Raw genomic sequence first — 12,937 nt, forward strand, 5'->3', positions numbered from 1 at the left:
TATTTATCTTCTGAGTGATAAAACAATTACGGTGGTGGTCATGAAACTGAGCACAGGCTTTGTTCGGGCATCCGGCTACGCCTACAAGGTGAGGCGCGTCCTCTTTGCAATAACACGCGGAAGGGTAGAGCCAGAAGAAGTTGTAAGGGCCGCGGCGGAGCTCAACCAGTACGTCTTTGAAAAGCTCCAAGAGATGGGCGTCGACAAGGGCGATGTTGTGAGGATAAGCGTCCCCTTCAGCATCGAGGATGGAAAGATAAAGTGGCACTATGAGGGACTCAAGATAGAGGTCTACAAGAAGGAGGACGAAGCAAAGCTTGCCGAAGCTATGGAGGAAATCGAGGAGCGCGAGAGAGCCCTCGAAGAGCAGATAAAGGAGCTCGAGGAGCTCGCCCTTCAGCTCAGAGAGATGAGCGAGAAAATACTGGAGAAGCTGGAGGAGCTCAAGCAGGAGCACACATCTCTCAGGCTCAAGGCGGAGGAGTGATGGAATCTAGGAAGATGTTGACGTAGGCCACGACATGGGAGGTAAGGTAGCTTTTCCTCCCGATACTCACTTTTTCGGCTATCCCCCCAAGGAAGGCCTCATCCTCCGGAGTTAAGCCCTCGTGGTCGCCGAGGACGAAGGCGACGTTCTGGGAGAAGTTCACCCTCTCGATGGGCCTGCCCTCCTCGTGGAGGTAGTAGAGGGTCGCACCTTTCAGGGTTCTCCTCACGATGTCCTCAAAGGTCATGTTGCTGACGTATATTCCTGGAAGAACCTGGACCTCTTTGCTCGGCTCGCGGAGGTTTTCCCCGGCCTTCAGGGCTTTGATTATCAGCTTCGCCGTGCTCAGCTCGTCGGGGTTGAGCGTTTTGGGCTTCATCTCCTGCCCCTCAAACCTTATCGCCTTCGGTGGGTTCGGCGGGCCGTAGAGGCTCAGCCAGACGCGGACGTTCTTTCTGAAGCCGTGAGAGAGGAGAAATGCAGAGTTAAGCACGCGGCAAAGGAGATCTATCCTGCCGCTGGTCCCGGGCAGATCTTTGAGTTTGAAATCCACTTTTGTATGAGCCTTGTTCGCCTTGATAATGAAAGTTCTCATGGTTGAGAATTTGGACGGGAGCTTATAATCGTTGCCCGAAGGGTTTTTCGAAGAAAAGAAAGAATCGAACGGACTATTCCACCCTCCTTCCAAGCAGGCGGTTTAGTCTCGCCCTTATGCCCCTGTTGCCCTTTACGAGCATGACAGTCTTCGGGCATTTGCTCGCGACCCTTTCGGGTACTTCCCCAAAGAGCAGCCTCTTGAAGAGGCCCTCCCTCGTCGCCCCCATGACTACGAGGTCGTGCTTCCTGCACTCTTCCAGTATCGCCTTTACCGCGTCACTCTCGTTCACTATCTTCAGCTCCGCGTTTTCGATCCTCTCTATTACAGGCCTCAAGTGTGCTCTTATCTTCTCTTCTGGCTTGCCGGGAGTGTTGACACTGAGCACAGTAACCTTTGCACCGTACGCCTCGGCGAGGACCGAAACAAGCTCCGCACTGATGGCGCTCTGCTTTCCTCCCCTCGTCGGGAAGAGAATACTCCTAATTTCTCCGCGCTCCTCGGTGTCGCCCGGCTTAATGACCAGCACGTTACACGGGGCATTCTCAACTATCTTGTCGAGGTTGCTCCCCAGGACGTACTTGCTCCACCTCGAGCGCCCCTCCCAGCCGAGGATGAGGAGGTCAACCTTCCTGCCCCTCACGGCGCTCATTATCCCTCTGTAAACGCTGTGAGCATAGTATATCAGGCCCTCTACCTTCACCCTCCCACTTGTGTAGGACTTCGCCTCCCTCACGACTGCTATAGCCTCGTCCGCGAACTGCTTGGCTTCCTCAAGCGGTGTCTGCTCTGGAACCGTTACGACGCTGACGATGAGCAACTCCCCGTTGACTTCCTCAGCTATTCTCTCGGCGTATTTGGTCAGAACCTTTGCGTTCCTCGGATTCGACACCGCCACCATTATCTTGTACCTTCCTTCTTCACCCGCCTCCTCAAAGACCGTCTCCCTCTCGAACTTGATCGGCTCTCTCTTGGCGCCCTTATACGCAACGTAAACGACGAGGCCGATGCCCACCCAAATCAGCGTTATGGCCCACGCTGTCGGACTGACGTTGAAGACCCAGATCGAGAGCATCGCCTGAGAGAATATCGCCAGCAGCGGGATGTAGGGGAAGTATGGCATCAGGAAGCCATAGTCGAGCTCGTCCCCGCGCTCGTTTCTGATCTTTATTACCGCCGCGTTGACGAGGAGGAAATGAGGAGGAAGACTATGTCAGCGCTCGCCGCGACATCCTCAATCGGAAAGATGAGAGCCACCGTGAGGACTATAAGCGATGACGCGAAGAGCGCGTAGTGCGGTACCCTTCTAACCCTGTGGATTCTAGAGAATATGGAGGGCAGCCTGCCGTCCCTGCTGATGGCAAAGAGAACCCTTGTGGAGGAGTATATGGTGGCGTTGAGGGCAGAAGTTGAGGAGAATATAGCAGCGAGTGTGATGAGAAGGCCGCCGTAGGGCATGAGATCCCTTATCGCCTCACCCATTCCCACCGGCCCGAGTTCAGCGAACCACTGGCTCAACGGCATGTTTCCGGGCTCGGCGCCGACTATCGCAGCAAAGGCAAATAGGAGGTACGTTGCGGTAACGGCGGCAACAGAATAGAGTATTGCCTTTGGAACGGTCTCCTTAGGGTTAACCGCCTCTTCGCCGGCATGGGCTATCACTTCATAGCCCTCAAAGCCCACATAAGTGAACCTCATTGCCATAAGGACTTTATCCCATCCGTTGGGGACGAAGTCGTTGAAGTGGGCAAGCTTTTCTGGATGGACGATGATGTAATAAATCGAGAAGAGGCCGATGAAAGCCAGGGTTCCCATCTGGCCGAGGGTAATGAGGTTCTCGATGCTGCCAGTCTCGGAGACACCGATGTAGTTGATGATTATAAAAACGATGGCCATCCCGAGGGCAAGGAGCTTGATTACCCCCTCGCTTTCAAGATTGAGACTGATGAACCAGTCCGTGCCTTCGAGGAGAAAAACCGTGTAGGTCGCGAAGGTTATAGCGTAGAGGCTGCCCGCAACTGTCAGGGCAAACCAGTTTATCCAGCCCGAGATAAAGCCGATGAAGCCCTTGAAGGCCTCGTCTATATAAGTGTAAGCACCACCCGCCGTTGGCAGTGCCGAGGCAAGTTCAGCGAAGGACATCGCGGAGAAGAAAGCGATGAGACCGTTGAGAGCAAAGGCAATGAGTATACCTCCTGGACCGGCAAAACCGATGGCGATACCGGTGGCAACGAAGACACCTGCGCCGATCATCATTCCCATTCCCATCATCATAAGGTGCACCAGCGATAGACCGCGAGATAGCTCTATCTTCTCCCCGTTGTGCTCCATAATCATCTCCTCCTGTGCCTAGTAGCCCTTTGAATTTCGAGAACTGACCTATCCTCTTCTTGGCATATACCTGCGTTTTCTCTCAATTCTCTGGCGTTTCATCTTGGAGATTATTGAATTTGATTTCATGAGAAGAGCCAGCATAGCTCCGTAAGAGCCGAAAATGAGAGTTATTCCGATTATCTGATCGAGGTTCATAGATTCCACACTCCTGCACAAATATAGTAGTAACCGTGAGGGTCTTTTTAAAATATGTCGATGGAGAGGAAAATCCTCAAACCGTGAATATCCGTATAGTATTCGTCCCCGCAGTCTTACCTATTGGCGTTCCCTTCGTCAGCAGAACCGTGTCGTTTTCGCTCACCAGGCCCAAGCCCTTGATGAGGTTCAGTATCTCGCGCTCGCTGGTCTCCTCGACGAGGAATGGATAGACTCCGTATGAGAACATGAGGCTGTTGGCAACCTTTTCGTCAGTGGCGAAAGCTAGAATCCACTGCTTCGGCTTGAAACGGGATATTAAGCGAGCAGTTTCACCGGTTCTTGTGGGGGTTAGGATGTATTTGATGTCTACCGAGTTGAGGGCCTCTATGATGCTCCTCGCTATGGCATCTTTTATGGTGCCCTTTTTGGGCATCTGACCTTTCCACTCGCTCATCTTCCACTCTACCACGCGCGTTGACCAGAGGGAATCGCGGTAGGCTTCGGTGGTTCTTGCTATCTTAGCCATCATCTTGACTGCGTCGACGGGATACTTGCCTACAGCAGTCTCCTCCGAGAGCATAACCGCGTCCGTTCCGTCGAGGATGGCGTTGGCCACGTCTGTAACCTCTGCCCTCGTGGGGAGCTTCTCCTGGGTCATCGACTCAAGCATCTGGGTGGCAGTTATCGCAGGCTTGCCCGCCATGTTGGCCTTTTTTATGAGCTTTTTCTGGAGCACCGGGAGCTTCTCAATCGGCATCTCGACGCCCAAATCGCCCCTCGCTATCATTATTCCGTCGGCGGCGCTCAGTATCTGGTCAAAGTTCTTCACCGCATCGGGCCTCTCAATCTTTGCGATTATGAATATCTTCCCGTTCCTCTCCTCCACGAAGCGCCTGACCTTCAGAACGTCGTAGGCCGAGCCGACGAAGCTTATTCCTACAGCGTCCATGCCGTGCTCGATTGCAAACTCAAGAAACTGCAGATCCTTCTCCGTCACCGCGTCTATCGCTATCCTCGCATTCGGGACGTTTATGCCCTTGTGGGAGAAGAGTGTGCCCCCAACGAGGACTTTACAGACCACGTCAGTATCGTGAACCTCCTCGACACGGAGCGCTATGAAGCCATCGCTCAGATAGATGACGTCCCCCTTGGATACCATCCTGGGAAAGTCCTTGAACTGCACGGGTATCTCTGCCTCATTGCCAACCACATCCCGCGTGGTGAGGGTTATCGTCTGCCAGCGTCTCAGCGTTACTGAACCGTTTTGAATCTCCCCAACGCGTATCTTCACTCCTGGAAGATCGCCGAGAATGGCGATGGGCCTGTTGAGCCTATCGGAGACTTTCCTTACCAGTTCCACTGTCTTCGCGTGCTGTTCGAAGTCTCCGTGGGCGAAGTTTATGCGTGCAACGCTCATTCCTGCCTTCACCATGGCCTCTACCGTCTTCCTCTTCAGAGAGGCTGGCCCTATTGTGGCTATGATTTTCGTTTTGTGGGATGGCAACCTCATGTCCTTCACCTAAAATGGCACTTCACTCTACCCCTAATAATCTTATCCCACGAAACCTTAATAAGTTAGGAAAGCCTAATTGTCCCGGTGATCGGATGAACCACCTCGATGTTGAGGTTTTTGATGAGAACGGGAACGAAGCCCCGCTCAGGGACGTCGTTCTCGGAAAGTGGACTGTTCTTTACGTCTATCCGAAGGACAACACCCCGGCTGCACGACCGAGGCGAAAGAGTTTACAGAACTCCTTCCCGAGTTCGAGAAGCTCGGTTTTCAGGTGATTGGGGTAAGCAAGGATTCAGTTAACTCTCACCGGAAGTTCAAAGAGAAGTATGGGCTAAAAATAAAGCTCCTGAGCGATCCCAGTGCCGAGCTTATCAAAGCTCTGGGGGCATGGGGCAAGAAGAAAAGCTATGGGAAGGAATACGAGGGCGTCATAAGGAGCACCTTCATCCTGAATCCTGAAGGAGAGATAGTCTGGAAGAAGATTAAGGTTAAGGCAAAGGGACATGCAGCAAAGTCTTAGAAGAAGCGAAGAAACTCGTGGAAGAAAGCTAAAGCTCTTTTATTCATCCTTTTCTTTCCTTGACACTACCTCGGGGTGGGGCAAGGGTTCTCCTCTCTTCCCAGGCTCGAACCTCGAAAGGAAACGACTGATAATCTCAACGATTCTCACGTTGTCACCTCCCAAAGCTTAAAAATGAAGGAGGCAGGGGTGCTCACTTCATGAGCACGAAGCCGACTATGTTGCCCTCATAGGCGAGGAAGACCTTGACGCCGTTGAGGGTCTCGTAGGCGGCGTAAACATCCAGCTCGCTGAGGTTGTAGTCACCAACGACCTTGCCAACATAGTCGCCGTCGTAGACGAGCTTCTGGACGGTTACTCCGCGCGGGTTGGTGAACTCCTCAACTGAGACCTGGCTCAGGTAGTCCTGAACTTCGGCAGGGTCGATGCTGACCTCGGTCAGGTTCGTGGACTTAACTCCAAGTCCCATGTACATGCCTCTCTCCTTGGCCATGGCCATGGCACCGTGGCCCTGGCCGGCCATGTGCGGCTCGACAGCCCTCTCAACTTCTGGGTTTGGTCCCGGCACGCCCTGATAGGCAGCCACTGCTCCAAACACGAGGCCGAAGAGGCCCAACACCATCAAACCAATTCCCAACCACTTCTTCATGTCATATCACCTCTCCATGTGTAATTGCAATATTACATATGTTGGGTTTCTTTATAAAGTTTTCGGTGTCGAAAAGCTATAAAACCTCAAACCGTAGAGGACTGATGCCATGAGGAAGGAGTTAATAACAGCAATCCCGCCAGACGAAATAGAGATTATCCTGAAAAAATCTGGAGCAGAGGTTGAGCTGACCATTTCAGAGGCAGAACCATTCCACGGCATGCCGAGGTACAGAGTGCTTCTGGAAGGGGCAGACGAAGAGATAGAGAAGTTCATGGATGTCCTCAGACTGGCAAGGGCCGGCGGTTAGCCCACCAAGGCGTTCTTGAATCCAAATTCTCTCACGAGCCGTGCGGCTTTAATCATCTCTTCGTCCTTGAGGGTTCTGCTGATCTCTGGATGTTTCCCTGCTTCGTATTCTGGCCGGTACTGGAACATCACGTTTATTCTAACATCCTCCCCGAGGTTCTCGGCTATCCACTTTAGTATCGGTCTCGTGCAGCAGTCAAGGTGACCAGGAATAACGAGATGTCGTATCAGGAACTCGGCTTTGTAATGCCTCTTGGCGAGGAGGAAGTTTCTGGTGATAACCTCCCAATACCGAGGGGCCTTTGAGTACTTCAGGGCACACTTGTCGTTTCCCCACTTGAAGTCGGCGAGGTAAACATCGACAACCCCATCGAGAAGCTTCATTGCCTCTTCGCTCATGTACATGTTGGAGTTCCAGACTACTGGAATCGGGACTTTGACGTGCCTGAGGGTTTTGATGGTGAAGGGAAGGTTTGGAGTCGGCTCGCCGCCGACGAAGTTCACGTTCTTTGCTCCCTGCGCGAAGGAGAGAGCTATTTTCTCAGCCATCTCTCCGGGCAAATACTCAATTCCAATGCGGAACTGACTTATATCCCAGTTCTGGCAGAAGACGCACCGGAAGTTGCAGCCGCTGAAGAAGACCGTGTAAGAGGGAAGTAGCTCCGGCTCCTCGCCGTAGTGGAGGAAATCGCTCGCAACGAGGCTTTCTCTCACCCTGCAGTAGCCGATTTCCTTTTTTCTGTTCGCTCGGCACTTGAACTCGCAGAGCTCGCAGCTCTCGAGGATCTTATCGGCTATAACCGCTTTGAGGTCGAGGAGGCTCTTCTCCGGGCTTTCGCTGAGGTCGTTCTCCTTCAATCTATCCATAGCCTCTTCGTGAATCTCCCACAGCTCTTCTAATGGCGCATCTTCGTCAAACTTTACTCCAACCCGTTTTGATAGAAAGAAGTTCGGCACTTCATCTCCCCTAAGAATCGCGAAGTAGTGGGGCATTGTCCTTACGGCCCCTTCAATCTCCCTAATCTCTATCCTCCTGAACCACATCACCATCTAATAGGTCCTCATAGTTAAAACACTTGTCGATTACCTTTCCAAGGCGGCCCTCAGCTTGAGGAGGCACTCGTCGCAGTAGCCTGGGATCCGGCCGTCCCAGTCCTCTATGTTGGTGGGGGGATGCATGACACATTGGTTGTTGCAGTGCTCGAGACCAAAACTATGGCCGACCTCGTGGAGGACACCCTTGAGGAGCCTGCTTTTGAACGTCTCAAGCTTTCTCCTGCGCTCATGGGGGGAATCATCGGGGGTTATGGGAACCTCGAAGGGCTTCATCGACAGTATCATAATCCTGAGGCCGGTGATGACCTCGTGAATGCCCAGAAACTTCTCGTAGAAGTCAAAGTAAGGATTCCTAGAAACGAGCGGGAAGGTGGTGAGGGCGAATATCTTGTTCATTTTGATGTCCTCTTTCTCGTTGATTTCTTGGAGCAGTCGTGAGTAGAGAACCTCAATGAGGGCCTCAAGCGGGTAGACCCGTATCCTGCCCTCAGGGGTGTTGAGGTTTATCAGGTAACCCGGCTCCAGCTCAAGTTTTCCTATGTAGAGGAACCTCACGGGAATCTCGTTCTGCTGAAAGAAGCGGTTCGCATCGTCGAAAACGTTGAATAGAACGTCGGTTATTATTTCTTTGTCCACGAAGTTCCCGACGTAGGTGAAAGCTATAAACTCCATGATTTCACCACAAATGAGAGACCGTTTCAAACTTATTAAATTTTAGGTGATTGAACCACAAACGTTTTTAACCGCCATTCGAAGGGTTTTCGGGCGATGGCGTCCGCCCGGGCTTCGAGCCGAACCGCCCGCTTTGGGCTGATGACGCCTGTTCTCTGCCAGAGATAGTGGGAGGCGGTAGAATGGGCTCGAAGCTGAGTGAGATTGGCAGGTTTATTAACGCTGATGCGCTTATCCGCTACGTTGAGGAGAGGCGCCACGAGGACGGCGGCTACTGCTTCGTGAGCGTTTTGGACGAGACCAACATTAACGACACCTACTACGCGGTAAAGATTTACGACCTGCTCGGGCTCGAAATTCCCGAGAGGGAGAAGACAGTGGAGTTCCTTTACACTTCCGCCCAGATGCAGACCGCGGTGGTGGCCGTTGCAATGGCCATCGAGGCACTGTCATTACTGGGAGCGAGAGACTTGGCAAGGGAAAAGCTGGACCTGCTCTTCTCCAAATACAACCCGCTAGAAGGGAAGTTCGCCGTTGGCCTCGGCGGAAGTGAGGAGTTCGGAACGGCTACACCCCTGGAGGCAACCTACTGGGCCGTGAGGGCGCTGGCGGCCGTGGGTTACCGTATGGATAGCGAGACCAAGGAAAGGATACGCGAGTTCGTGATGGGGTTCCGCAAGGGAGACGGCTTTGGTGTGAAGGGGGCCACCACAACCATGACTTACCAGGCCCTCTTCACCCTCAAGGGCCTTGGCTATGCCGTCCCAGACACCACCCACTTCTACAGATGCGAGGTCTACGGTGGCTTTACCGAGGTGCCCTACTCGCTGCCCCCCTATCTGGAGCCGACGTTCTATGCCATAAGAGGGCTCAGTCTGCTCGGCAAGAGGGCGCGCTACGTAAGGGACCACATCAGATTCATCAGGGCACTGCAGAACCCCAACGGAGGCTTCAGGCGCTCGCTGGAGATGGGCATATCGAACTTCCAGAACACATACAGAGCCGTGAAAGCCCTCGATGAACTCCTGAAGTGGTACTGATGGATATCGTTGGGATATACCTCAGGGAGGCTATGAAGGAGGGCTGCCCAGTTTGCAGGATACTCAAGGAGTACGAGGAGTCTGAAATCGATACAATCCTCTACGAGCACGTGAACGACCCCGCTGTTAGGGCCAAGTTCAAGGAGAGCCTTGGTCTCTGCACCTACCACGCCTGGAAGACCCTCAAAAAGGCCTACTCGAACCCGCTGCTCGGCCCGCTGGGAGTGGCGATAATCTACGAGCACATGCTTTCAACTTATATCAAAACCCTCAAAAGCCGGGAGAAGGTCAAGGGAGGCGAGTGCTTCCTGTGTCTTCTCGTGGAGGAGAAGGAAAAGGACACGGTGGAAGCTATCGCGGAGAGAATTGAGGAGCTCCTGCCCGTTTACGAGTCATCTGAGGCAATCATCTGTAAAAGGCACCACGAGATGATAGACTCAATCCTCAGGGAGAAAAATCCCCAGAGCGCGGAGAGGCTCAGAAAAGTCCAGCTGGAGAAGTTGAAGAAGCTCAGGGAAAGGATGAACTCTTTCATAAACAAGTTCGACTATAGGGCAACCGAAAGGCCCACAAAAGAAGAGGTCTCATCCCTTCCACTGACTATAGAGGCGCTTAAAGGGCTCGAAAACGGAGCAACCCTAAGGAAGAAGGAGCGAAAAAAGCGGACAAGGGGAGTTTTGCTATGGAGATAGAAGTAAGCCCCGAGGAGCTGGCTGAGATACGGAGAAACCAACGGGAGATAGAGAGACGCTTCAAAGACCTGGAAGGGCTTGAGAGAACCCTAAAAGCCCTCAAGTTGCGGTTCCTCCTGGAGCAGAGGGCTAGACTGGAGAAGAGGCTCAACGAGATGAGGCGGAACTATCGCGAGCTGCTCGAGTTCGAGGAGAAGGCAAAAAGGGATAAGGAGTTTTTGATGGCCTTTAGGAAGGAACTCAGCGAGGAGAACAAAAGCCTTAGAAAAGAGCTGGAGGAAAAGAGGGATGAAAATAACCGTTAAGCCGCGGAGGGGCTGGCGGAGGGTTACTTTCAGGGTTCCAGATGAGACCCTCGAAAGGATAGAGGAACTGTGCGAGCGCTACGGCTTCAGGCTGGAGGAGGCCATAAGGATAATACTCCTCCATGGCTACGTGGATGATGGAGTCGACGCCGACGAAGAGGCCTTTGAAAAGCTTGAGAAGGAGATAGATGCTCTCGAAAAGGAGCTATACGAGCTCGAGGGAAAGTGGTCGCCCCTGAAGTTCCGCTCCTATTATATAGCGCTCGACAACCAGAACCTCGGAATCCAGCTCTCCGGAATGATAGCGGAGAACAAGAGGCTGAGAAAGGTACTCGGGAAGGAGGAGAGGAACTTCTCGGAAGTTGAGAAGCTGATTCACTACTACATGGCCTTTGAGGGCAAGGATTAAAAGAGCTAAAGCTCAGAGTGTGGCGGTGATGGAATGAACGGCAGGATAGCGGTGGCGATAGTACTCGGCGGTGCACTTGGAGCATTGGCACGCTTTTACATCTCGGGAATACTGCCTGTTTATAGAGACTTCCCCGTTGGAACACTGCTCGTCAATTCCATAGCCAGCTTCATCCTCGGCTACATCTACGGTCTCCTTTTCTGGGGAATTGACGTTCCGGCAGACTGGAGGACCTTCTTTGGAACGGGCTTCTGTGGTGCCTTGAGCACCTTCTCGACGTTCTCCTACGAGACCTTTTCGCTCTTACGTGAGAGAGAGTATCTCCTCGCCGCCCTAAACATCTCGGCAAACGTTATAATAACAATAAGCCTAGTTTTCCTCGGATTCATGCTCGCAAGGAGGTGAGTTTATGGTTGAGGTCGAGCACTGGAACACGCTTCGTCTTAGAATCTACATAGGCGAGAATGACCGCTGGGAGGGGAAGCCGCTCTATAAGGTCATAGTGGAGAAGCTCCTCGAGATGGGAATGGCCGGAGCAACTGTTTACCGCGGTATTTACGGCTTCGGAAAGAAGAGCAGAATCCACTCCACCGATGTAATGAGGCTCTCTACGGATTTACCCATAATCATTGAAGTCATAGACAGGGGGTACAAGATAGAGAAGGCGATCTGTGCGATTAAGCCCATGATAAAGGACGGCATGATAACCGTCGAGCCGACGATAGTTGTGTGGGTCGGCACAAAGGAGGAAATGAAGAAGTTTGAGGACGATGCCGTGAGGGAGCTCTGACCTCTTCTCCTAAGTATTATATATGAGTTAGTTGAAACCCTTCTGGAGGTGTTGAGATGCTCCACCATGTTAAGCTCATCCACGCGACAAAGAGCAGAAAATTGGTTGGAAAGAAGATTGTTCTCGCGATCCCTGGAAGTATAGCCGCCGTCGAGTGCGTCAAGCTCGCGAGGGAGCTGATAAGACACGGCGCCGAGGTTCACGCGGTCATGAGCGAGAGCGCCACGAAGATAGTCCACCCCTACGCCATGGAGTTCGCCACGGGAAACCCGGTTGTTACGGAGATCACAGGCTTCATCGAGCACGTTGAGCTGGCAGGAGACCACGAGAACAAGGCCGATCTGGTTTTAGTCTGCCCAGCGACGGCAAACACCATATCGAAGATAGCCTGTGGCATAGACGATACACCTGTTACGACGGTCGTAACGACTGCCTTTGCTCACACGCCGATAATGATAGCTCCTGCCATGCACTCCACGATGTACGAGCACCCGATAGTTGCTGAAAACATAGAAAAGCTCAAGAGGCTTGGAATAGAGTTCATCGGCCCGCGCTTCGAGGAGGGCAAGGCAAAAGTGGCAACGACGGAGGAAATAGTATATCGCGTCATCAAAAAGCTCCACAAGAAAGACCTGAAAGGAAAGCGCGTTCTGGTAACCGCGGGGGCAACAAGGGAGTACATAGACCCGATACGCTATATAACCAACGCGAGCTCCGGAAAGATGGGTGTGGCAATGGCCGAAGAAGCGGACTTCAGAGGCGCGGAGGTTACGCTGATAAGAACCAAAGGCAGCGTTCCAAGTTTCGTCGAGAACCAGATCGAAGTCGAGACCGTCGAGGAGATGCTCCAGGCGATAGAAAATGAGCTGAAAAGCAAGAGGTACGACGTTGTTGTTCTGACCGCGGCTGTGAGCGACTTCAGGGTTAAGAACAGGGCTGACGTCAAAATAAAGAGTGGCAAAGAGCTCGTTCTGGAGCTCGAGCCGACGCCGAAGATAATCGACCACGTTAAGGAGCTTCAGCCGGACGTTTTCCTCGTGGGCTTCAAGGCAGAGACCGGCCTGAGTGAGGAGGAGTTGATAAGCGCGGCCAGAAAGCAGATGGAGAGGGCAAAGAGCGACCTCGTTGTTGCCAACACCCTCCAGGCCTTCGGCAGCGAAGAGAACGAGGTGCTTCTCGTAACAAAAGAAGATGTCAAAAGGTTGCCAAGGATGGGCAAGCGCGAGCTGGCGGAGAGGCTCTGGGACGAGATCCTCCAGAGGATTCTTTAAACATCGCAAACCTTTTTTAACATCTTTCCCAAATTTTTCTTAGAACAACTTGGGTGATACAAACGGTTAGTCTTGATAAACCACTACCATACCTTGG

General features: G+C 52.7%; 16 protein-coding genes, 1 pseudogene and 1 riboswitch. Of the genes and pseudogenes, 10 read left to right on the forward strand and 7 right to left on the reverse strand.

Annotated features, from left to right (window positions below; translation table 11 throughout):
- Window positions 1–40 precede the first annotated feature (40 nt).
- Window positions 41–487: a single- stranded DNA-binding family protein gene (locus tag E3E26_RS07620; RefSeq protein ID WP_167900799.1), complete on the forward strand. Its 447-nt coding sequence runs from the start codon at window positions 41–43 to the stop codon at window positions 485–487.
- Here E3E26_RS07620 and trmY read toward each other — a convergent pair.
- From trmY to pyk, 4 genes are all read right to left on the reverse strand, one after another.
- Window positions 471–1,082, reverse strand: a complete 612-nt coding sequence (gene trmY, locus E3E26_RS07625) for a tRNA (pseudouridine(54)-N(1))-methyltransferase TrmY (RefSeq protein WP_167900650.1) — start codon at window positions 1,080–1,082, stop codon at window positions 471–473. The two genes, E3E26_RS07620 and trmY, sit on opposite strands and share 17 nt — an antisense overlap.
- A 73-nt stretch (window positions 1,083–1,155) precedes the next feature.
- Window positions 1,156–2,205 carry a universal stress protein gene (locus E3E26_RS11165; RefSeq protein ID WP_240911671.1) on the reverse strand — a complete coding sequence of 350 codons (1,050 nt, stop codon included), beginning with the start codon at window positions 2,203–2,205 and terminating at the stop codon, window positions 1,156–1,158.
- A 47-nt stretch (window positions 2,206–2,252) separates the two neighbouring features.
- Entirely contained in the window at window positions 2,253–3,419 is a 1,167-nt protein-coding gene (locus E3E26_RS11170; protein ID WP_240911672.1) for an amino acid permease, read from the reverse strand.
- 268 nt (window positions 3,420–3,687) lie between these two features.
- The gene (gene pyk / locus E3E26_RS07635) at window positions 3,688–5,124 is read right to left on the reverse strand and encodes a pyruvate kinase (protein ID WP_167900651.1); all 1,437 of its coding nucleotides are present in this window, start codon (window positions 5,122–5,124) and stop codon (window positions 3,688–3,690) included.
- A gap of 95 nt (window positions 5,125–5,219) precedes the next feature.
- On the opposite strand from pyk, the pseudogene E3E26_RS07640 reads away from it, so the two are divergent.
- A pseudogene (locus E3E26_RS07640) lies at window positions 5,220–5,679 on the forward strand (peroxiredoxin).
- Window positions 5,680–5,840: 161 nt separating this feature from the next.
- Here E3E26_RS07640 and E3E26_RS07645 read toward each other — a convergent pair.
- Window positions 5,841–6,296 (reverse strand): hypothetical protein, encoded by a 456-nt coding sequence (locus E3E26_RS07645; RefSeq protein ID WP_167900652.1) that lies wholly within the window; start codon window positions 6,294–6,296, stop codon window positions 5,841–5,843.
- A gap of 109 nt (window positions 6,297–6,405) precedes the next feature.
- On the opposite strand from E3E26_RS07645, the gene E3E26_RS07650 reads away from it, so the two are divergent.
- Window positions 6,406–6,606, forward strand: coding sequence for a TIGR04140 family protein (locus tag E3E26_RS07650; protein ID WP_167900653.1), 201 nt, complete (start codon window positions 6,406–6,408; stop codon window positions 6,604–6,606).
- Here E3E26_RS07650 and E3E26_RS07655 read toward each other — a convergent pair.
- Together E3E26_RS07655 and E3E26_RS07660 are read right to left on the reverse strand one after the other, a co-directional pair.
- Window positions 6,603–7,655, reverse strand: a complete 1,053-nt coding sequence (locus tag E3E26_RS07655) for a radical SAM protein (protein WP_206204359.1) — start codon at window positions 7,653–7,655, stop codon at window positions 6,603–6,605. The genes E3E26_RS07650 and E3E26_RS07655 overlap by 4 nt on opposite strands.
- 33 nt (window positions 7,656–7,688) lie before the next feature.
- Entirely contained in the window at window positions 7,689–8,333 is a 645-nt protein-coding gene (locus E3E26_RS07660; RefSeq protein ID WP_167900654.1) for a peptidase M54, read from the reverse strand.
- Window positions 8,334–8,416: 83 nt separating this feature from the next.
- Window positions 8,417–8,491, forward strand: a riboswitch (Fluoride riboswitch).
- A 24-nt stretch (window positions 8,492–8,515) separates the two neighbouring features.
- On the opposite strand from E3E26_RS07660, the gene E3E26_RS07665 reads away from it, so the two are divergent.
- Genes E3E26_RS07665 through coaBC form a run of 7 tightly spaced genes read left to right on the forward strand, consistent with a single transcriptional unit; the run spans window position 8,516 to window position 12,840 of the window.
- Window positions 8,516–9,373: a prenyltransferase/squalene oxidase repeat-containing protein gene (locus E3E26_RS07665; RefSeq protein WP_167900655.1), complete on the forward strand. Its 858-nt coding sequence runs from the start codon at window positions 8,516–8,518 to the stop codon at window positions 9,371–9,373.
- Complete coding sequence (locus E3E26_RS07670) at window positions 9,373–10,065, forward strand: DUF6062 family protein (RefSeq protein WP_240911673.1); 693 nt, start codon at window positions 9,373–9,375, stop codon at window positions 10,063–10,065. The genes E3E26_RS07665 and E3E26_RS07670 overlap by 1 nt, the downstream gene beginning before the upstream one ends.
- The gene (locus E3E26_RS07675) at window positions 10,056–10,370 is read left to right on the forward strand and encodes a hypothetical protein (protein ID WP_167900656.1); all 315 of its coding nucleotides are present in this window, start codon (window positions 10,056–10,058) and stop codon (window positions 10,368–10,370) included. Before E3E26_RS07670 ends, E3E26_RS07675 begins: the two co-directional genes overlap by 10 nt.
- Window positions 10,354–10,779, forward strand: a complete 426-nt coding sequence (locus E3E26_RS07680) for a hypothetical protein (protein ID WP_167900657.1) — start codon at window positions 10,354–10,356, stop codon at window positions 10,777–10,779. Before E3E26_RS07675 ends, E3E26_RS07680 begins: the two co-directional genes overlap by 17 nt.
- Window positions 10,780–10,812: 33 nt before the next feature.
- A complete protein-coding gene (gene crcB / locus E3E26_RS07685; protein WP_167900658.1) occupies window positions 10,813–11,184 on the forward strand; it encodes a fluoride efflux transporter CrcB in 372 nt (123 codons plus the stop codon).
- Window positions 11,185–11,188: 4 nt separating this feature from the next.
- On the forward strand, window positions 11,189–11,569 hold the full coding sequence (locus tag E3E26_RS07690; protein ID WP_167900659.1) for a DUF190 domain-containing protein: 381 nt from the start codon (window positions 11,189–11,191) through the stop codon (window positions 11,567–11,569).
- Window positions 11,570–11,625: 56 nt separating this feature from the next.
- On the forward strand, window positions 11,626–12,840 hold the full coding sequence (coaBC, locus tag E3E26_RS07695) for a bifunctional phosphopantothenoylcysteine decarboxylase/phosphopantothenate--cysteine ligase CoaBC (protein WP_167900660.1): 1,215 nt from the start codon (window positions 11,626–11,628) through the stop codon (window positions 12,838–12,840).
- Window positions 12,841–12,937 lie beyond the last annotated feature (97 nt).

It is taken from the genome of Thermococcus sp. LS1 (assembly GCF_012027395.1).
Classification (GTDB): domain Archaea; phylum Methanobacteriota_B; class Thermococci; order Thermococcales; family Thermococcaceae; genus Thermococcus.